Annotated in this window: 17 protein-coding genes and 2 pseudogenes; 7 read left to right on the top strand and 12 right to left on the bottom strand. The window is 41.5% G+C overall.

The annotated features are described in order from the left end of the window. Window positions 1-129 precede the first annotated feature (129 nt). A complete protein-coding gene (locus F8S12_RS32165) occupies window positions 130-1,077 on the top strand; it encodes a pentapeptide repeat-containing protein (RefSeq protein ID WP_196520356.1) in 948 nt (315 codons plus the stop codon). A gap of 199 nt (window positions 1,078-1,276) precedes the next feature. On the opposite strand, the gene F8S12_RS32160 is transcribed toward F8S12_RS32165, so the two are convergent. The 8 genes from F8S12_RS32160 to F8S12_RS32125 form a co-directional block, all read right to left on the bottom strand. Then, window positions 1,277-2,059 carry a COP23 domain-containing protein gene (locus tag F8S12_RS32160; RefSeq protein WP_196520355.1) on the bottom strand — a complete coding sequence of 261 codons (783 nt, stop codon included), beginning with the start codon at window positions 2,057-2,059 and terminating at the stop codon, window positions 1,277-1,279. Between the two features lie 78 nt (window positions 2,060-2,137). Further along, window positions 2,138-3,775 (bottom strand): M48 family metalloprotease, encoded by a 1,638-nt coding sequence (locus F8S12_RS32155; protein ID WP_196520354.1) that lies wholly within the window; start codon window positions 3,773-3,775, stop codon window positions 2,138-2,140. A gap of 258 nt (window positions 3,776-4,033) precedes the next feature. Beyond that, a complete protein-coding gene (locus F8S12_RS32150; RefSeq protein WP_196520353.1) occupies window positions 4,034-4,780 on the bottom strand; it encodes a Uma2 family endonuclease in 747 nt (248 codons plus the stop codon). Between the two features lie 144 nt (window positions 4,781-4,924). Beyond that, window positions 4,925-5,173, bottom strand: a complete 249-nt coding sequence (locus F8S12_RS32145) for a hypothetical protein (protein WP_196520352.1) — start codon at window positions 5,171-5,173, stop codon at window positions 4,925-4,927. After that, the gene (locus F8S12_RS32140; RefSeq protein WP_196520351.1) at window positions 5,142-5,474 is read right to left on the bottom strand and encodes a DUF6972 family protein; all 333 of its coding nucleotides are present in this window, start codon (window positions 5,472-5,474) and stop codon (window positions 5,142-5,144) included. The genes F8S12_RS32145 and F8S12_RS32140 overlap by 32 nt, the downstream gene beginning before the upstream one ends. Before the next feature lie 221 nt (window positions 5,475-5,695). Next, on the bottom strand, window positions 5,696-6,232 hold the full coding sequence (locus F8S12_RS32135; protein ID WP_196520350.1) for a DUF6334 family protein: 537 nt from the start codon (window positions 6,230-6,232) through the stop codon (window positions 5,696-5,698). 182 nt (window positions 6,233-6,414) lie between these two features. After that, entirely contained in the window at window positions 6,415-7,461 is a 1,047-nt protein-coding gene (locus F8S12_RS32130; RefSeq protein ID WP_196520349.1) for a DUF1611 domain-containing protein, read from the bottom strand. Then, window positions 7,445-8,497: a dipeptide epimerase gene (locus F8S12_RS32125; RefSeq protein ID WP_196520348.1), complete on the bottom strand. Its 1,053-nt coding sequence runs from the start codon at window positions 8,495-8,497 to the stop codon at window positions 7,445-7,447. Before F8S12_RS32125 ends, F8S12_RS32130 begins: the two co-directional genes overlap by 17 nt. A 127-nt stretch (window positions 8,498-8,624) precedes the next feature. On the opposite strand from F8S12_RS32125, the gene F8S12_RS32120 reads away from it, so the two are divergent. Next, a complete protein-coding gene (locus tag F8S12_RS32120) occupies window positions 8,625-9,179 on the top strand; it encodes an NUDIX hydrolase (RefSeq protein ID WP_196520347.1) in 555 nt (184 codons plus the stop codon). Window positions 9,180-9,213: 34 nt separating this feature from the next. Here the strand turns inward: F8S12_RS32120 and F8S12_RS32115 are convergent. Continuing rightward, window positions 9,214-9,456, bottom strand: a pseudogene (locus F8S12_RS32115) (HAD family hydrolase); the annotation flags it as partial. A gap of 105 nt (window positions 9,457-9,561) precedes the next feature. Here F8S12_RS32115 and F8S12_RS32110 point away from each other — a divergent pair. Next, the gene (locus tag F8S12_RS32110; RefSeq protein ID WP_196520346.1) at window positions 9,562-10,380 is read left to right on the top strand and encodes a hypothetical protein; all 819 of its coding nucleotides are present in this window, start codon (window positions 9,562-9,564) and stop codon (window positions 10,378-10,380) included. 61 nt (window positions 10,381-10,441) lie between these two features. Here the strand turns inward: F8S12_RS32110 and F8S12_RS32105 are convergent, their stop codons facing one another. From F8S12_RS32105 to F8S12_RS32095, 3 genes are all read right to left on the bottom strand, one after another. Further along, window positions 10,442-11,152 carry a DevA family ABC transporter ATP-binding protein gene (locus tag F8S12_RS32105; RefSeq protein ID WP_196520345.1) on the bottom strand — a complete coding sequence of 237 codons (711 nt, stop codon included), beginning with the start codon at window positions 11,150-11,152 and terminating at the stop codon, window positions 10,442-10,444. A 119-nt stretch (window positions 11,153-11,271) separates the two neighbouring features. Further along, window positions 11,272-12,426 (bottom strand): ABC transporter permease DevC, encoded by a 1,155-nt coding sequence (gene devC, locus F8S12_RS32100; protein WP_196520344.1) that lies wholly within the window; start codon window positions 12,424-12,426, stop codon window positions 11,272-11,274. Between the two features lie 180 nt (window positions 12,427-12,606). Next, entirely contained in the window at window positions 12,607-14,031 is a 1,425-nt protein-coding gene (locus F8S12_RS32095; protein ID WP_196520343.1) for an HlyD family efflux transporter periplasmic adaptor subunit, read from the bottom strand. A 916-nt stretch (window positions 14,032-14,947) separates the two neighbouring features. On the opposite strand from F8S12_RS32095, the gene F8S12_RS41835 reads away from it, so the two are divergent. The 4 genes and pseudogenes from F8S12_RS41835 (at window position 14,948) to F8S12_RS32080 (ending at window position 19,085) form a co-directional block, all read left to right on the top strand. After that, window positions 14,948-15,076 (top strand): hypothetical protein, encoded by a 129-nt coding sequence (locus tag F8S12_RS41835; protein WP_269144865.1) that lies wholly within the window; start codon window positions 14,948-14,950, stop codon window positions 15,074-15,076. An 84-nt stretch (window positions 15,077-15,160) separates the two neighbouring features. Then, window positions 15,161-17,467: a PhoD-like phosphatase gene (locus F8S12_RS32090; protein ID WP_196520342.1), complete on the top strand. Its 2,307-nt coding sequence runs from the start codon at window positions 15,161-15,163 to the stop codon at window positions 17,465-17,467. Between the two features lie 81 nt (window positions 17,468-17,548). Next, window positions 17,549-18,010 (top strand): annotated as a pseudogene (locus F8S12_RS32085) (hypothetical protein). A gap of 688 nt (window positions 18,011-18,698) precedes the next feature. Beyond that, a complete protein-coding gene (locus F8S12_RS32080) occupies window positions 18,699-19,085 on the top strand; it encodes an endonuclease domain-containing protein (protein ID WP_196520341.1) in 387 nt (128 codons plus the stop codon). Window positions 19,086-19,166 lie beyond the last annotated feature (81 nt).

Here is a 19,166-nt window from a genome sequence, read left to right as displayed (position 1 = left end):
AAGGAAACGAACCGCCAAGAACGCCAAGGACACAAAGGGAAGAAAGAAGAAAGAGATATAGAATTTTCACAAATGATTTAGGACTGCTATATATATCTTTTAAGTAGCAGTACAAAGGGAGAAACGTCTTTGTTTAATCGTTGGCGCTTACTAATTGCAGGAGTCGCCTTAGGCTCTGTAATTACTGCTGGAATATCTTTAGTCTCTCCAGTTTTAGCAAGCAAAAGTTGGGCATGGAAATGGGCTGACTGGACTGGAATTGGAGAAGACACAATCAAAAAAAAGAGCACAGAGAGAAAAGGTGGAGAAAATGGTTCCATTGAAAAGGTTACTTTCACTGATGAAGATCAGTCTGGAAAAACACTTTGGGATTTTCTAGAACTATTAGCAGTTCCATTTCTGCTTTTGTGTCTAGGTAATCAACTTCAGCACAAAGATAAAGAAGTAGCAGACATAAATTTTCTCCGTGAGGAGGCACTACAAAGTTATCTAGACCGTGTATCAGATTTACTGATTAATAACAAAGTAAATACCCTAGAACCCAACGATCCTTTATTAGAACTGATAAAAAATATAATATATGCAAGAACGCTTACTACACTGCGTAGCCTTGACAAAGATGGAGAACGGAAAGGTATTATTATACGATTTCTAGTCGATGCAGAACTTATAAGTAACTGGGATTCTATTGAATTAAGCTTAAGCTATGCTAGTTTGAAAGGCGCTAAACTAAGCAGTATTCAACTAAGTCGTGTTCTCCTCAGTAATGCAGACCTCAGTAATGCAGACCTCAGTAATGCAGACCTCAGTAATGCCAACCTAATTAATGCCGACTTAACCGATGCCAACCTAATTAATGCCGACTTAACCGATGCCAACCTAATTAATGCCGACTTAACCGATGCCGACTTAAGAGGTGCTAACCTAACAAATGCTGACTTAACTAGTGCCAACTTAAGAGGTGCCAACCTAACAAATGCCAACTTAAGTGGTGCCGACTTAAGAGATGCTGAACAGAGCAATATTAACTGGAGTCATGCCATCTTAAAAGATGTAAAAGGACTCTCAAAACAATAGTTTCATTACTAAATAGTTCAGCCCTACGATAATACTTTTAAGTTCTTTTTCCCCTGCGGTCTTAATGATAAGTCTTTGACTGGCATATGATTTAAGGTGGGCTGTTACCCACCTTAATATAATCAGTATTTCGGTGACAGAAAAAACTATATCTTCTGAGTTTGGCGAAATTGCTCTTACCTGTTAAGTAATTCAAACATTAGCGGAACTTACCAGGATTTAGACGAACAGAGTTAGGTTGAGATTGACGACGAATTGCGACTCCCCGCCGCAAATTATTTCCAGTACCACCATCTTGGCGATCAAGGAAAGGTTTCAGATTAATACCACCTCTGGATGAACTAACCCGATTATTGCCATTGCCTAGAAGTGTACGTCCTAAATTATATAATTCGTTTCCTCCTCTAGCGCGATCGCCATAAGTGTTAACGGCTACGGTTTGCTGTCCGCTATCAGCAGTAGTCAAATTCTGAAAAATGCTATTGCGGATCACAAGGGCGTCTTTTCCAGGGGGTACTGTCAGCACAATTCTACAAGTTGGGTTAGCTTCAGTTGTGACGCAGACAATATTTTCGTTATTTGCTACAGATGTCTGAAGTTCTTGTAAGCCATCTGGACGATAAAGTTCCAAGCGACTGGCAATTGCTGCACAACGTTTTTGTGGTTCCCAACCACCACCCAAAGCCGCAGGTGCCGCCCAAGGAAAGAATTGTCCTGGTTGACTTTGTGGCTGATACATAACAGTGTACTGACCATTGTAAGTCTGACAGGTAAACCGAGTTGTACCGTCAGCTGAGGGTGAAGGTGGTACGCCTGTTGATGTGTCTATTGGAACTGGCGCTGAAGTGCCACCTGATGGTACTGTCGGTACTACTACACCATCGCCAGTAGAATCATATTGCGCCATTGCTGCCAAATTACCCAGGCACAAAGATAAGCCAAGAATGCCCAAAGACATAAATCGAAGTAGTTGTGATGACATAATCATCCTCCAGTAGAAATAGGTAGGGAATTGATAGTTTAAGTGACGAATAATTCTGTTTTTTGATTCATCAAAAAGCTATTTTTTTTCTTCTCTCGCTTTTTTTTCTTTGAGTAGCTGCTTCACCCGTGCTTGAATTTCTGCATGACGCCCCACTCCTTCGTAGGCGTAACGGTTGTAGCTACTACGGATAATGAGGTTTTCTAAATCACTAACTCGCTCACCACCGCCTGGGTGCGAAGATAACCAACTGGGAAGAGAATTTTTCTGTTGTTTTTTTAGTGTCACCATTAAGTTACGCAAGCCGTCAGCAGCGTAGCCAGTGGCAACAATTAGGCGTGTGCCAAGGTTATCTGCTTGACGTTCCATGTCACGGCTGTAACTGAGCGAAAAGAGTTGACCGATGGTGCCGCCTAGAGGGAGATACTGGGTAACGTTAGAAATCAGGTTGCCTTGGGTGACTAATTGAAAACCGTGGGATAAAACTACATGAGATAATTCATGACCGATTAACCCAGCTAATTCTGCTTCTGAGTTTGTTTTAGCGATCGCACCCGCATTAATGAAGATTTTACCCCCAGGTAATGCAAAGGCGTTGAGACTTTCCTCTGGGATGACGAAGAATTCGTATTTAAACTCATTGCGTCCTCCTACTGTTGCCAGTTTTTGACCGATTTCATTGACGTATCCCAAAACAGCCTCATCTGTAATCACATTCAACTGTTTTTTTGCCTGCTTCGCCACCGACTCACCTATGGCTTCTTCACCTTGTAGCAGCATGATGCTAGAGTCAAGGACAGTAAATGGCCCAAGCAAACTGCCGGTGACGGCATAACCCAATGCACCTGTGATAATATTACCGATGAAATTGCCTCTAATTTCTGCTTGGATATGTGATTTGTAACGTTTGAGATTTTCCTCTGCTAAATTTGCAAACTCAGGTGCTTGTGGATCTTGAGGGTTAAGAATGGCAAATTGACGCGCTGCTAAAGACGCTTCCATCCATTTTTTCTCCCCAGCCAGCGCCGTGATTCTCGCTTTAATTAATTCTGGTTGATCTGGATAAAGGGAAGATGCGCGTTCTAATATATCTAACGCTTCTTTGGGGCGATCGTATTGTTTGAGAACTTCGGCATATCGAATATGACCTGGGATAAATTCTGGATACTGCTCAACTAATAGTTGCAGTGGTACTAAAGTTCTTGTTTGCAACTTAGTTACTATCCCTGCCTCTGATTCCCGCCAGTAAACTTTACCTCCTGGGGATAGTTGCGTGGGGTCAAGTATTGCTGCTTTGCGCTCTTGAGGTGGATCTGTTTTGGCAAAAGGTTCTTTAATTTCGCGGTACAGCTTTTGTGCTTCTGGGATTTGTCCTGCCAGATAAAGCCTATCCGCCTCGATAAATTTTAGCTGACGGGCGATTTCTTGAGGACTGAGTTTAGGTTCCTCCGCTAAATCTGGCTTTTTCGGTTCAGCGACTTCAGGGGTAGGTTGTGGAGCTTCTGGCGTTGATGAACGTTGTAGCGCTTCCCGTAATTTTTGGATATTAGTCGTTTCTGAACTGGGTGAGTTTATTGTTTCAACAGTGGTAGACGCAGCAGGTTCTTGTGCTGAAATGTTTGCTGTTGGTTGTGTCAGGATAATCAAAATCGATGTCCCAACTGACAGTACTACCCAGTTACAGGCTAGCAGTAGAGACTTCCAGATTCGTTTCATGCCGAGATTCACCTATGTAAAAGGCTGTTTTTAAATGTTGTTATGAGGAATTCTCAAAATACAGATAGTGCAATGTCTACGACGGGCTACGCCTAAGCACCCCAGCAATTCTTTGCTTAAACTGAGCAACTCAAGTACTTGAAAATTTTGTCTGTATCAGGACTTACGCAAACAATAGCCAAAACCCTGATTTTTAGGTAGGGGCAATTCATGAATTGCCCCTACAGCGTGTGGTTTTGCGTAAGTCCTATGTATATACTATGGCAAATTATTTGGATCAATACCTTGAGATTGCAAATAGGCAATTAGCCGTTCTTTTTGGTGGCGTTCCTGTTCGGCACGTTGGCGTTCCTGTTCAATTTGTTCCAATGCCCAAAGTAACAAATTACCTGCCTCATCCCACCAGCGCAACCAGTAACCAGTACGGGCTTCTTTTGTTCCTTGCCAAGTTCCCAGAAATAAACCCATTGAATCAATCCAATGACGACCATTTTCATCAGGTTGCTTTAACTCGTAGCGACTGTTTTCGAGTTGGTAAAATTCTAACAAACCGCCATTTGGGTCAAAAATTACGTAAATTGGGACTTGAAGAATCTGCTCATAAAAAAACCATTTTCCTGGTGGATAAGTTCGCTTAAAAGAGTATTCTCCTCCCTCAGTGTCAGATAGAAATTCCATCACAATTACCGGAATATCACCCTCTAAATTAGGTGTATAGCTTTTGCGTTCTCTTAAAATCTCATTTACCGATCGCACATAAACCCAGTCGGGTGCTTTAGCAATAAATTGCCCGTCTATCGTCGCACAAAGTCCAAAATTCGAGGCTATCAACATCTGCGGTTGGATGAAACCACTGATCTCAAGGCTTTCGCGCAAAGCACCAGCCAATAATGGCTGACCTGTATTTTCCACTGGTTCATCCTCTAAATGAAAATCTGCGGGCAATGCTTCCCAAGATATTACCAGTTCTATTGGAGATTTAGCTTCACCGAGTTGGGTTGCCATAAACGCCCCCTTTGATTGATTTGTCTTTATTTTATAGCTGACCAGTGGCTTGTTGTCAGGCGATGTCTGTGGTGGGCAAAGCGATCGCACAGCAGTAAAATACAAAAAACCCTGACTGAAACTAGCCGAGATACAAGATGGTTCTCAGGCTAAAACTGAAGCTTTTAATCGTCCTTCAACTCGTTCGTATTCATCTTCAAGTAACCAAAGTTTTGCCTCTTCGTAGGTGTTACTTTTGAAGGCCAACTGATAATTCTGATTTGGGTCGTAAATACAGCTCTTACCGAAACTGTCACTCAATAAAATCAGAACGTAGGGAGGTGAGGCCGTCGGGTCTATCCATAGCTCTGTAAACTCCCAGTTATCGGCTAGGTTTTGTGCGTGGGATAACATGGTACTTGTTTCCTTTTACTTTCATTTCGGCGTAGTAAAGTGGAATTTTGCTACCGTCAACACTGACACGATATCCAATTGGTTCATCAAAGTATAGCCCATAGCGTTCATGTCCACGAAGGAACCCCATAAACTCCCCTTTCTCTATGATTGCTTGAGTAACTATAAATATTGTGGCTTCATCATTAAACACATGAGCGCTTCCTTCTTTTTGAAGTAACTGTGAAGAGTGGAGAGTATCTGACAGATGTTTGGCAACGTGTTTAGTGTCGAGAATTAATTCACGGTCAATTAGACTCATTCAAACGAGTTTACAGCTATTGTACCAAGATGTACCGTTACTTAAAACTCTTATGAATTAATAGTATGACGTTAAATCTAGTATTATTTTACTCTATCTTTTTTACCACCCAAAGCCTAATTTTGCATATCACCGCATCCAACAGTACCCCAGCATCAAAGCGAACTACATAGGTGCAAAGTAGCCCGGTTTCTGGTGTAATTCGTGCGATCGCTATTCAACTATTTTGATTGATTCGGATAAGTTTCAGCAACCTGGGTTAAATTCATCAATGTATTTTTACTTTCCATTTCCAATTCTTTCCAGCCTTCTTGATATAATTTTGCTATTTTGTTTTCTTTCTTGTATACTTGCTCATGCATAAATACTTTAATAACTGAACCTTCAGCGAGAAAGGTAATGCTGGGATGTAAAGTTTGAAAAGCAAAAATTACCTGATCTTGATAACCTTGAATATTTTCACACACCCAAACCGACATCAATTTTACGCCCAGTGCTAATGAAAACAATAATTGATTATTGTTTTTACTAGATTTAGCATAAACTTTAGTACCCTCTTTGATAGCTTCTTCTATTATTACTTTTATTTCATCGGTATCAATAATAGGTAAAAGAGTTACTACTGTAATCCTATCTTCCGTATCTTCAAAATAAAAATTAACTTCATTAAGACAAAGTTCATTCCCATCAAATTCTTGGTCTTCAATTGTTGATACACCTATTAGACGTTGCCCGATAGGAAATTCATTGATTGCCATATTTATCACGCTTTTTCCTTGCTTGATTGAGAATTTTACAGCAGTTTGCGATCAAAGCCACCACAGGAAGAGCTATGTAGTTTTCAAACCTTTGTTGGGTTTCACTTCGTACCCTGCGGGAAGCAAGCTACAACCCAACCTACAATTATTGTTAAAATGTCATCTTTGTTACTAACCAAAACCTAATTCTTCATCACTGCATCCAAAAGCATATCGGCATTAAAGCGGACTACATCAGTGCAAGGTAGCCCGGTTTCTGCTATTGTTTGAGCGATCGCATCAGTAGCCGCAGACTCATCTAAATGTGCTGTATTCAGCGCTATACCCACTACAGGAACACTTGCAAAGGCACCCCCCGCACTAGCGACAGTTTCATAAAGCCGGATTACTTCTGGTAAAGGCGGAATTGGTATGTGGGGATGATTGCGGTTATGAGTTTGTCCCGCCCGATGGACTAACACCAGTTGAGTTGGTTGCGAACCACGAATTAGGGGTAGGGTTGCCGTTGAACCAGGATGTAGCAGTGAACCTTGTCCTTCAATATGCAAGATATCGTAGTTATTGCCGTAGCGCATAACTATCTGTTCGACAGCACCAGCAGCAAAGTCTACCCGCACTGCGTCTAATGCCACACCATCCCCTTCTAACATCACACCAGTTTGACCTGTGGCCAGAAATTTAGAACGCCAGCCCCGCAGTTTTGACGCCCAATGTAACTCTAAACTAGTTGACATTTTACCGATCGCCATGTCGGTTCCCACTGTCAAAACCCGCCGACAAGGAAGGGTGCGCGCCATCCCACTACCGACATTTATATCGGGTGGCTCTTTCCGCACATCCCAAATTAATTGCCCAGGTTTGAGCAGTGCATTTAACTCTGGGATGTTTGCCATTGGTGTATGTAAACCATTCACCAGAGACATTCCAGCCTGTAGCGCGTCTTTGATTTCATGCCAGTAATCATCTGGTACAGCACCACCACCTGGGGCAATCCCAATTACTAATACTTCTGGTTTGTACTCCAGGGATGCAGCCACTGAGGCCACAATTGGCACATCACGCTTGATACCTGTTAATTCTGGTAGGGATTTGCCAGCAGATTCGCGGTCAATTACTGCTACTATTGGAGCCTGACTGTAGCGTAAAATTGATAAACCTGTTTTGCCCTGAGTCCCTGTAGTTCCTTCATGCAGCAGGATAGCTATTCGTTGATTAAGTGGTAGACGCACTGTGTTGTACCCCCAAACCTGGTAAATCGTTTGGCAAAACTCTTCCTTCTTTTAGCAATGCACCTGTAAAAGGGTCATCGATTAAGTTAAGGTGACTGTCTAAATCTAGATAATCAGCTAGTGGTGCTAGCTGTAATGCTGCTGTATTGGCTAGCGAACTGTCAGAATAGCAACCAAACATCACTTGTAACCGATATGCTCGCGCTGTATTTACCATTCGCAGTGCCTCGGTTAGTCCTCCTGATTTCATCAGTTTGATATTAATACCATCCACGTAGTTTGCCAAATGGGGAATATCGGAGCTTGTGAAACAACTTTCATCAACAAAGATGGGCAGGGGAGAGTGTTCTTTGAGTTTTGCTAAACTTTCTTCCTGTCCCCTTAGCAATGGCTGTTCTACATACTTTATACCTAAATCAGCCAGCCAATTGCACATTGCGATCGCATCTTCTAAACTCCAACCCCCGTTGGCATCAACAAATAATTCTGGTAATGGTGCTTCTTCCCGGACTGCTAATAGCATTTTTTTATCTGCATCTATGCCATCTGGACTACCTAGCTTAACTTTAAAAAGGCGGACATCAGTAAATTGTAACCAGTCTCGCGCTCTAGCGATCGCAGCTTCAGGCGAATTAATTCCAATTGTGACTGAAGTCGGGACTATTTGATTGCGATTGAGTCCCCAAATTTGCCACAGTGGTAAGCCTACACGCTTACCCAGCCAGTCGTGCAAGGCTATATCCAAGGCAGCTCTTGCAGCAGAAGGAACTTGAGTCTGTATTAAAACTTGCTCAATTTGCTGCCTCTGTAACGGGCTAAATGCTTGCAATAGTGGTATAACTTGCTGTAATGCGTCTTTTATTGTATCAGTTGATTGCTTGCGATCGCCTACACCAAATGGCGACGCTTCACCCCAGCCTTCGATACCATCATGTAAAATCTTTACCCATATATTCGTTGTCTGTGCCGTTGTACCCCTACTAATAGTCAACGGGAATCTCTTATTTACTGTAAATAAATTTACATTTATTTGCATATTTGTGCTGCATATTATGTTATCGCAAAAGCCAGTGTAAGTTCAAAGTTTAGATTATCGGATACATCTGTTATACTTTTTTACATTCATTGCTTGATTACTAAAGTTTGTATTTATTATTGAGACTATGAATAACTTAAAAAAATGGAAAATTTTGAAATCAAAAATGGTTTTAGATCATCCTTGGTGTAGGGTAAGACAAGATGAAATAGAATTGCCCAATGGTAAAATTATAGATGATTATTTTGTCAGCATTAAACCAGACGTAGCGATGGTTTTACCTATAACTAATAGCAGAGAAATAATTTTTGTTCGGCAATATAGACACGCCATAGGTGAGTTTTTCTTAGAATTGCCAGCAGGGAATTTCGATCCGACAAAAGAGAGTGCAGAAGTAGCAGCAATTAGAGAACTGACAGAAGAGACTGGTTATATTCCCCAAGAATTCAGAAAAATAGCGACTCTATACGATAAACCGAGTAAGGATACGAATCAAATACATTTATTTCTAGCAGAGAATGTGAGCAAAGTTGGAGAGCAACAACTGGACATAACAGAAGAGATTGAAGTTGTTTTTATTCCTGTGGAATCAGTCTTAGATAAAATTATTCAAGGTGAAATTTCTGTGGCGGGAACTGTTGCGGCTATATTCTTAGGTTTAAATTTTATTACTTATAAATAATGTAAATGTAGCTTTTCGGTGTTTTGTAACAAACTGCGATCGCACCTGCCACTGGCATCAAACTACTCAATCCACTTACCCACCCGGCAGAACGTCCTGTGACAATTAGCACCTTAATGTCAGCTGCGGCTAAATCCTCTAAAGCTTGTAGCAGTGCAGAAGTAAATTTTCCTCGTCTAGTTAGGGTGCCATCCATATCTGTGGCAATGAGACGAATATTGCTCAGGCTAGTAGCTGAAATCTCAGACAGGGCAGGGAGGCTCTGGTGTCTGGACATACGCGGTTTGTAAAAGGCTGTAAAGAATATTAATCATACAGCAAGATGGTGTGGAAGATTTGGGCATCCTAAACATCAGGAGTCAAGTTTTTCAGTTTCCCAATCATGCCTACTTCGATGTTTCTTGCCCAATCCCCCGGAAAGCCTAAAAAGGCATCCCAGGAAGTGCCAGCAAGTAATCCTCAACTACCACCATTATTGGTGATAAGCACTGGAGGACTGGCTTTAGCGTTGATTGCTTTGATTGTGTATAGTAAGCTCCAGATGAATAAGCTGGAGAAAAAACTTAGGTTTGAACAATTCCGCGCGCGCGAATTAGAGAAAAAATTTAAGCTGGCGCTGGAAACAATTAGCAAAATGGAAACTAATCCCGATTTGGTTAACTCACGGGACTTTAATCTGGATTATCTGCGAATGCGGATGTCAGAGGAGGTGTTTCATTTTGCAATTCTTAATCAAGTGAAGATTCAGATCAAAGAAAAAATTTCTCAAGCCCTGCGTCCAAATCAAGCACAACAAGGATCAGTCGGAATTGCCAATAGCGCTGGACGGCAAGTAGATGAAATTTTTGATGTAGAGTATGAGACTGGTACTCCAGGGAACTCTGCCAAGCGAGTCCTATTTCGGATTCAAATCCGGTTAATGAAGTTACCGACACAAGCAACCTCTGCAACTATTAGTCAAATTATTGACTGTATAGAAACTTACCTAAGCCCAATTGAAGACGAAGATAGTTGGCAACCAATAATTCAAGGTCGGATTGCTACCATGCATTGGGATCAAAAGGCTAAACCTACGCCTTTACTGGTGCTGGAGCAATCGAATGAAGGCGTGAATGTGACTTTTCGCACTAGTCGCCAACCAAATGTCCCAACTCCGCCAAACCAATCTGGAATGAAAAAATCAGGCTTGTCTAGACAATAAAAAATTATAGCTGTCATTAGTCATTGGTCATTCACAAAGGACAAATGACAAATGACTAAAATCATGACTGAATAGCTGCATTCGGGGAATTACGGGTTAATAGACCATCTTCCATTTCTACGATGCGATCGGCTATGTCTAAAATGCGGTTGTCGTGTGTCACTAATAAGATAGTAGTTCCCTGATTTTTGGCCAGGCTCTGCATTATTTCTACAACATCGCGTCCTGATTGTTTGTCTAATGCGGCTGTTGGTTCGTCTGCTAGCACCAGTGGGGGACGATTCACTAAGGCGCGAGCGATCGCAATTCTTTGTTTTTGTCCACCAGAAAGATTGTCTGGATAATAATCAATTCGTTCTGCTAAACCAACTGACCCCAGCATAGCTTTTGATTTAGCTACTGCTTCTGTTTGAGAAATATGGTCATTTAATTCTACCGCCATTTGCACATTTTGCTTCGCAGTCAAGAAACCTAGCAAGTTGTGAGCTTGGAAAATATAACCAATGTTGCGTCGCATTTGCACCAGTTTATTTTGACTAACGCCAAATAATTCTTCATCTAAAAATTTCAAACTTCCTTCTTGTACAGACCGCAAACCACCAATTAAGCTCAGTAATGTTGTTTTTCCTGAACCTGATGGACCAGTCATAATCACAATTTCACCAGAATAAATTTCTAGGTTGATGTCAAATAATATCTGTTTTTTCAGGTTGCCTTTGCCATAGTAGTGATTGAGATTTTTAATGGCGATTACAGGTTCTTGTCTAGTCATAAATTTGTTAGCTATAAGTTAGCAGTTCCGTCTTTTAACTGTAGTGAATTTCAGAAATTAATATTTCTCAATTATAAACTTTGGTTATTAACAACATCTTTTAATTATTATTAAGTTAATTAAAAGATATCGGCTGGATCGGCAGAACGTAATTTTCGGACTGCGATCGCACCAGAAATAATGCACATAAGCATAGTCAAAATCAACACCATTACGGCGCGCTCAAAACTCATAAAAACTGGTAAAAGTGTCGCTTCTCTGGCGCTGTTATACATAAATAAAGCAAAAACTATTCCAGGAAAATATCCTAAAACTGCTAACAGCAAAGCCTCTTGAAGAATAACTGTCAATAAATAGTTTTGTGTATAACCTATTGCCTTGAGAGTTGCGTACTCAGCTAAATGATCTGCAACTTCTGTATAAAGAATTTGATAAACAATTACAGTTCCCACAATGAAACCCATCACAGTCCCTAATGTAAAAATAAATCCAATAGCTGTACTACTTGCCCAATAATCCCGCTCAAAATCAATAAATTCTTGCTTAGTTAAAACATTTACCTCGTTAGGTAAATAGTTTCGTAATTCTTGGATAACAGTTTTAGCATTCGCTCCCGGCTTTAATCTAATCAGTCCAATATCAATTAATCCTTTTTGACGATTATTAAATATTCGCAGAAAGTTAATATCACTTGTAATTAAATTACCATCTGCGCCAAATGATGCACCTAATGTAAATAATCCTCCTACTTTAATTCGTCGCCTTCGCACTTCTGCTGTTATAGGCTTTCCTTGCTCATAATTAGCAGTAATTGGGCCATACTCCAACCTAGAAGAACGGTCAAATAAAACTACATCAGGCAGTTTAAGTTTATCTAAATTCTCTTGAACTCCAGGCAGGTTAACCAGGTTATTTTCTGGGTTCATTCCAAAGATAAGGATACTCCGAGGGCGGCCTGTTACCGGATTTTTCCAGGTTGTATAGTCCAAATATATTGGATGTACTGATTGTACTGCTGGTAAATCTAAAGCTTTATATAATCGTCGTTGAGAAAAACTTCTCATCGCCAAGACAGCGCTAGATTGACTGTTGATTAAAACAATATCGCCCTGCAAGCTGTTATGAAATCGAACGTTACTATAATACAAAGCGTCCCGGAAACCGAGTTGCATAAACATTAAGATATCAGCGAAAGCAATTCCTGCCAGAGCCACAGCTAGGCGAGTTTTTTCTCTTGTCAGTTGTAGCCACGACAGAGGTATTTTTTGATTCATTTTTTAAGTGGGATAAAACATTATTTGTAGAAAGTTTTAAGTTGAGAAAGCAGCTAATTTACGGCTATTGTTAGGGGATAATCCACATCTTTTTTTATCACGCAGAGGCGCAGAGTCGCAGAGAATAATATGAGAATGTGGTCTATACTAAGTTGGTCTTACTGCTTAATTATGGGTTGCTTAGTTATTAATTTCGACGACAACTTTAGCGTAAGTTAAACCTGAAACTTTCTGGCTATCTTCTGGAGATAGAGCAATTTTCACTTCTACGACTCTGGCATCCACGTCTGCTGCTGGATCTGTACTCAACACATCTTTTTTACCAATTTTTCTGCCAATTTCCGTGACAGTTCCCTTTAATTCGCTGCTAAATGCTCCATTGTCACTGTTGATAGTGGCATTTTGACCGATACGAACTTTACCAATACTGTCTTCGGGGATTTCAGCAATCACAAACATTTGGCTGGTTTGGCCAATTTCAGCAATGCCATTTGAACTTATGGCTTCGCCTGACTTGGTGTAAACTTTTAAAATCTCTCCGGCGATTGGTGCTTGAACGTAGCTTAATCTTAGTTCTGCTTCGGCTCTTCTGATATTTGCGATCGCATTACTAACTTGGGCTTGTGCTATTTGCACATCGGTAGGACTAACGTCCAAAATTCTGCTCAGTTTGGCCTTTTCTTCATCGATTTGTCTTTGCAAAGTTGCCACAGTTTTATCACGGTTAACTTTGGCTTCGATTAGCTGCTGTTGCAAAACTGCTAAATTTTGGATTTGGTTAGCTCTAGCCTCGGCAATTTGCTGTCGTAGAATTGCCAATGTCTGCTTCAGCGTAGCTTGGCTTTCAGCAACTTGTTGATTAGAACTTACTGCGCTCAAGCGTCTTCTGTCCCGCTCTTGCTGAGAAATAGCACCTTCTCTATATAAATAATCATAGCGTCCGGCATCGACTTGGGCATTGCGCTGTTCGGCTCGGATACGTGTAAGCGTTGCTCTCAGAACTTCTCTTTGCCCACTAAGTTCAGCTTCTAGGCGATTCACGGTTGCTTGTTGGACAAGTTTATCCCCACTTAACTGAGCTGCAATCCGCGTAATCATCGCTTGTTGAGCATTCCTTTCCCCAACTAACTGCGCTTGGAGGCGAGCAATAACTGCTCTTTGGGCTTGAATATCTCTTGGAGATCCGGCTCTAACTTGCGCTAAATTCGCCCGCGCTTCTTGCACTTTGGCTTTTGCCTCTTCTAGTCCGGCTATTTGGGTATCGCGGTTGTCCAAAATTGCCACAATTTGACCTTGCTTTACCTGTTCACCCTCTCTCACCAAAAGTTGCTGAATTCGTGAGGATGGTGCTAATCCTGAGGATGGGGCGGATAATTTAACAACTTCGCCTCGCGGTTCCAAACGCCCCACAGCACTAATGCTATTGGCAGATGGCATTACGGGCACGGATGTAGTTAGTTTTCTCAGCTGCTCGATTTTGGCTGTACCTAGTATGCCTGCGGCGATTACTACTGGCACAGCTACAGCGATACCCCACCAAATCTTAGGTTGTTCACTATTAAGTTTCTGCTCACTTGGCTTTGGCTTTTCAGTCACCCTTGACATAGTATGTTGCCCGTTTACCTGAATTGTGCTGATGGAAGTAAAAATAAAAGGGTTTTTAATCAACAGCCAGCCGTTTAGGACAAACAACAGTGGTTTACAGCTGAGTATGGCTTAAAATCCATTGTGTGATGAATGCTCAACACTATGGCTTTGCAAAATGGTGTTTTCTACAGTGCTTCTTGTTTGTATGCAATACACTTTGACTTCTCTCTTTTTAGGAGAAAGGTTTTGAAGCTTACTTACTCCCCTTCCCTTGCTTTTAAAAGGTTGGGGTTAGGTCTATATTGAAACTAAGAAGCACTATAGTAGCTGGCTATTCAATAACTCTGAGTATTATTGAGACATGAGTGCAATGGGAGTTAGCAGAATTAACAAGCAGTATGAATCTAGATGTAGAGACGTGATATGTCGCGTCTCTAGACAAAATATCAAATTGGTATGATGCGGTACTGTCTTGCTACATTCACTACGGCTACAGTTAGTTACAAAATTGAAAAGAAACATCAAAATAGACTGTTGCCTTTGCTGGATACAATCTTGTTACAAAAGTTAGTCTTCCTTAAGTCAATCAACGATTAATTAACTAAAAAATATCTGTCAACTTGAGCATTCTTAACATCAGAGTTTCCTTAACTTTCTGGTCAATGAGTTATCTGTCTCTAGTTGCTTGCACCTACCAACACAACAAACCATTTTGTGATATTCGCTTCAAAGACCTATTACTCTCCCTGTTGCTGTTTTGGGACTCCATTAAACTCTCGTTGAATGAATTCTACATTTATCCGTTACGCGAAAACGTAACGGAGCTTACAGATGTGGGAGATGGGAGTCTCGCAAACCAAGAAAAGGTGAACCCCCTAGTATTAACGAAACAAAAAATAACTTGGAGAAGCCCAAACCAGGGGAAATAACCAACTTGAATTTTAAAGTACCTACGGAGTTTAAAAAGGATTTCCAAATTGCGACGGCTACTTACGGTTGTACTCAAGTTGAGCGATCGCAACGGATTTTCTATACTGGACAGATAATCACAGCTAATAGTTAGATTACACGGAGCAAACTTCTTAGCTGCTATTTTAGAAATAAAGCAACATAATCTAAAACACCACCACTTTGTCAACTGTTTGCAATGAAGTATCAAGTTGGGGACGAGTTTTTACAAGAACTGCCACTGATTTTAGCGGGGCCAATCCTCAAACATACTGAACCAGAGTCAGTGACGGTATGGGTAGCACTAAAACAATCTTGTCAGGTAGAACTCAAGGTTTATAACACAACAGATGATGGTCAAGCACTAGGAAATTGTTTATTGGAGGGGGAACGCTCTACCGTTGCTCTGGGTAAGTATCTTCATATAGTTGCGATAACGGCTCGGTCTACAGTTGGGCATCGCCTAACTAGCGATGCCTGCGGCGGGCTACGCCTACGCATCTATGCATACGACCTTCAGTTTACTGTTGCTGACCAAACCCTGCAAATGCAACAAGCATTATGCTCAAACTCCTCTCCCACAGTCAGCATCAGCTACTTTGATCATCAAAAACCAACTTTTGTTCTACCGCCAAATCGCCTTCAAGATTTGCAAATTGTCCATGCTTCCTGCCGTAAACCTCATGGTCATGGGTTTGATGCACTGCCGATTCTTGACTGCTTAATTGAGAAATCAGCGAATCAACCCCAACACCGCCCTCACCAGCTGTTTCTCACAGGAGATCAAATTTACGGCGATGATGTAGCAGATCCGTCGTTGTGGGTTGCCAGTACTCTTGGTGATGCCCTCTTGGGTTGGGAAGAACAACTTCCTGTGAATGGAGCGTACTGCACTCCCCAGCAGCTACCCCCTGGAAAACGGGCTGATGTTGCGACTAATCAAGCTGGGCTGACCGCAGGGTTACATAATAAACCTGAGAAAATCAATAGTCATCTTCTCAGTCTCGGCGAGTATTACGCTACTTATTTACTAGCTTGGTCGCCAGTGTGTTGGCCTGTCGCATTTCCTAAAGGACACGAAGTAACACGCGATCGCCATGCTATCAAGAATTGGAACCAAACAGTGCAGCATTTGCGGCAATTCACCTATACCCTTTGGAAAGTGCGCCGCGCCCTTGCCAATATTCCCATGTACACCATCTTTGATGACCATGATGTTAGTGATGACTGGAACCTAAACCAAGCTTGGTGTTTGCGAGTTTTAGGGCGTCCCTTAGGGCGAAGAATAGTCCAAAATGCTCTGTTAGCTTACACGGTGTTTCAAGGGTGGGGCAATACACCAGGGCAATTTACAGCCGGTCAACCTGGGGAAAAACTGCTAGCGGCTGCACAAGCTTGGTCAGCTTCTCAAGGAACGGATGCCAAGGCTGATCAAGCGATCGCTCGTTATGTAGGTATGCCAGCCAACGATCCACACACAGACTTACCTACTTTTGTCCAAGATGGTTCAGTATTCATTCTAGATCGACATCCTGAAGCACTTACTTGGCATTATACAGTTCGGAGCGATCGCCATGAAGTAATTGTGCTTGATACACGCACTTGGCGCGGTTATCCAGCCGATCAAAAACCAATTGCGCCAGCGATGCTGCTATGCCCAAAAGCCTTTGAGCAACAATTAGTTTCGCCTTTACAACAAATAGCTGAACAAACTCAGATTCAAACCACATTTGTGATTGCGCCGACAAATGTATTTGGATCACAAGTGATTGATTGGATTCACCACTGGCATTTGCAACAGGAAAAAGTTTTTTCAACGGATGTTGGCGATGCTTGGAATATTAATACTGAAGCACTGGCGAAATTCTTAACTACCTTGTTTGAGGAACGTCAACAAATCATTATTCTATCTGGAGATATTCATTACAGTTCTGTTGCTCGCCTGTCTTATGCACGCACTCATTCCAAATTGCAGTCTGTATTGGTGCAGTTAACCGCTAGTGCATTGAAGAATGAAGAAACGCTAACGCAGCTAATTCATACACGATTGAAAGATTGGCTGCTACCAGAAAAGACGCGACATTGGACGGGGTGGATTAATCCAGCCAAAATGGTAGAAATTTCTGCCAGACAATTACACCGTAACCCGCAACTGCTGACTAACTCTGATTGGCATTGTGTGCTGGAGTGGATACCTCGACAAAGCGCTCAGACTTCTGACTGCACAGCAGATATATTATCGTTGATAGCTCCTTGGAAACGAGCCGAAAATGCCAAATGGAAATGGTTACAACCTTTGATATTGTGGAAATATCGCTGGTTTCAGGAAGGGCGAGAAGTAGTTGGATTGAATAATTTAGCTCTGGTTCACTTTGAATTGACAGATGCGAGTAATTCTTGCAAAGTTATTCAAGATTTATACTGGTTTTCTTCTTGGTATCCAACCCAAGTTGTTTACAGCCGTTTTGAGAGCCAGTTAACACCTAATCAGTCCTTGTTACGATGACCAGCTTTGCTCTGTAAATGTAAATTTGAGTTGTATATATGGAAACTCTAGATTTAAGAAACATACTAGAGAGTCATTCTTATGTCTACGACCCCAATTAGTGCAATACTGGCACAACCACAGAAAGCTGCTGTGTTGCAAGCGATTGCCACAATTAAAGAAAACTTACCATTTTTAGTTGATTTGAGTGCAGACGACTGAAAAGCTTTACCCAAGATGGGAGATAAGAGTCGGGCCTTTGTAAGCATTGCATTAGAGGTGGCGACACAGAACCCAGAGTTTTTGCCGCGATCGTTTGACCTAGAGGAGATGCGGAAAGATGTACAGTTATTTGAAGCGTTGTATCCATTATTGTTATCGTTGATGCAGTTGCAAGATTTGCTAGATGATACCGCCTTAACTGTGGGCAGCGAAGCTTATGCAGCCGCGTTGCAAGTATATAACTATGCTAAAGCCAGTGGTCAGGGGACAGGTTTAAATTCAATGGTTGAAGAAATGGGGCAACGGTTTGCCCGTAGAAATCGCAAAATCAAGTCTCAATAGATAGCGCCGTAGAGAATAGCTGATCAATTGCATCGTTGAAGTGCAAGTTTAAAGCTCAAAGCCTGAACGTTCGAGCAAAAAGGTCGAAGCTCCGAGTTCAAAGCCTGAACGTTCGAGCAAAAAGGTCGAAGCTCCGAGTTCAAAGCTTAAACGTTCGAGCAAAAAGGTCGAAGTTCCGAGTTCAGAGGCTCAACGTTCGAGCAAAAAGGTCGAAGTTCCGAGTTCAGAGGCTCAACGTTCAAGCAAAAAGGTCGAAGTTCCGAGTTCAAAGCTTGACATTGTGAATTTTAATCTTGAAGTTTAAGGTTCAGCAGTCTGAAATTTGAGCTAAATTCGTAATATTTCAGGAGTCGAAGCTAAAGAATTTAGTAGACTCTTGATATTTCAAGGTTTCTTTACAAGAGATTGTGTATAACTACTGTGAAAGGGGCATCCTGAGAATTAGCCTCTAATTATAGAGCTTCCAGTATGGCAAGCAAAGAAATACACTGATGAATCCCTTAGAAACCTACCTCCAAGAACTGCAAAAGCACGAATAGAAAAAACGGATTTGCCTACTCTAGCTAATGTTCGCAAAGCGTTAGAGGAAGCACTGGGAACCAGAAACTAAACTCTTAGGTGAAAAAGTATCAACCTATTATATTACCCCCCTTTTTAAGGGGGGCAGGGGGGATCAAAACTATAAACTATGACCAAAAACCTCAATAATAGCGATTTCCATTTACCCTACAATCCAAAGCTTGGGGAAAGAGCAAAAGAACTTCGCAAAAACATGACCCTAGCAGAAAAGAAGCTTTGGTATAGATATCTGAGAACCTTTGAATTTCGCCTTTTGAGACAACGGACAATTAATCATTTCATCGTTGATTTCTACTGTCCCATTTTAAAACTAGTGATAGAAATTGATGGGGATAGTCATTTTACAGATCAAGCTCAAGATTATGACATAGAGAGAACTCATATTCTGGAGGGCTATGGTTTAAAGGTTATCAGGTTTACAAATAGCCAAGTTTTAAATCAGTTTGATAGTGTGTGTGAGCAGATACAGGGTTTGATCCCCCCTAACCCCCCTTAAGAAGGGGGGGAAATTAAATCAGAACTGGAACATTTGGCTTCAGAGGTTAAAGAGTTGAGCTATAAGTTTAGAATTTGAGTG

The organism is Nostoc sp. WHI (assembly GCF_015714725.1).
Lineage (GTDB): Bacteria > Cyanobacteriota > Cyanobacteriia > Cyanobacteriales > Nostocaceae > Nostoc.
This window is presented reverse-complemented; position numbering and strand designations above follow the sequence as displayed.

Coding starts and splice junctions, on each gene's coding strand:
- F8S12_RS32140 (WP_196520351.1), bottom strand. CDS start 5,474: ATGAGTCTAATTGACCGTGAATTAATTCTCGACACTAAACACGTTGCC.
- F8S12_RS32090 (WP_196520342.1), top strand. CDS start 15,161: ATGAAGTATCAAGTTGGGGACGAGTTTTTACAAGAACTGCCACTGATT.
- F8S12_RS32160 (WP_196520355.1), bottom strand. CDS start 2,059: ATGTCATCACAACTACTTCGATTTATGTCTTTGGGCATTCTTGGCTTA.
- F8S12_RS32105 (WP_196520345.1), bottom strand. CDS start 11,152: ATGACTAGACAAGAACCTGTAATCGCCATTAAAAATCTCAATCACTAC.
- devC (WP_196520344.1), bottom strand. CDS start 12,426: ATGAATCAAAAAATACCTCTGTCGTGGCTACAACTGACAAGAGAAAAA.
- F8S12_RS32080 (WP_196520341.1), top strand. CDS start 18,699: ATGACCAAAAACCTCAATAATAGCGATTTCCATTTACCCTACAATCCA.
- F8S12_RS32155 (WP_196520354.1), bottom strand. CDS start 3,775: ATGAAACGAATCTGGAAGTCTCTACTGCTAGCCTGTAACTGGGTAGTA.
- F8S12_RS32095 (WP_196520343.1), bottom strand. CDS start 14,031: ATGTCAAGGGTGACTGAAAAGCCAAAGCCAAGTGAGCAGAAACTTAAT.
- F8S12_RS32135 (WP_196520350.1), bottom strand. CDS start 6,232: ATGGCAATCAATGAATTTCCTATCGGGCAACGTCTAATAGGTGTATCA.
- F8S12_RS32120 (WP_196520347.1), top strand. CDS start 8,625: ATGAATAACTTAAAAAAATGGAAAATTTTGAAATCAAAAATGGTTTTA.
- F8S12_RS32150 (WP_196520353.1), bottom strand. CDS start 4,780: ATGGCAACCCAACTCGGTGAAGCTAAATCTCCAATAGAACTGGTAATA.
- F8S12_RS32110 (WP_196520346.1), top strand. CDS start 9,562: ATGCCTACTTCGATGTTTCTTGCCCAATCCCCCGGAAAGCCTAAAAAG.
- F8S12_RS32145 (WP_196520352.1), bottom strand. CDS start 5,173: ATGTTATCCCACGCACAAAACCTAGCCGATAACTGGGAGTTTACAGAG.
- F8S12_RS32125 (WP_196520348.1), bottom strand. CDS start 8,497: ATGCAAATAAATGTAAATTTATTTACAGTAAATAAGAGATTCCCGTTG.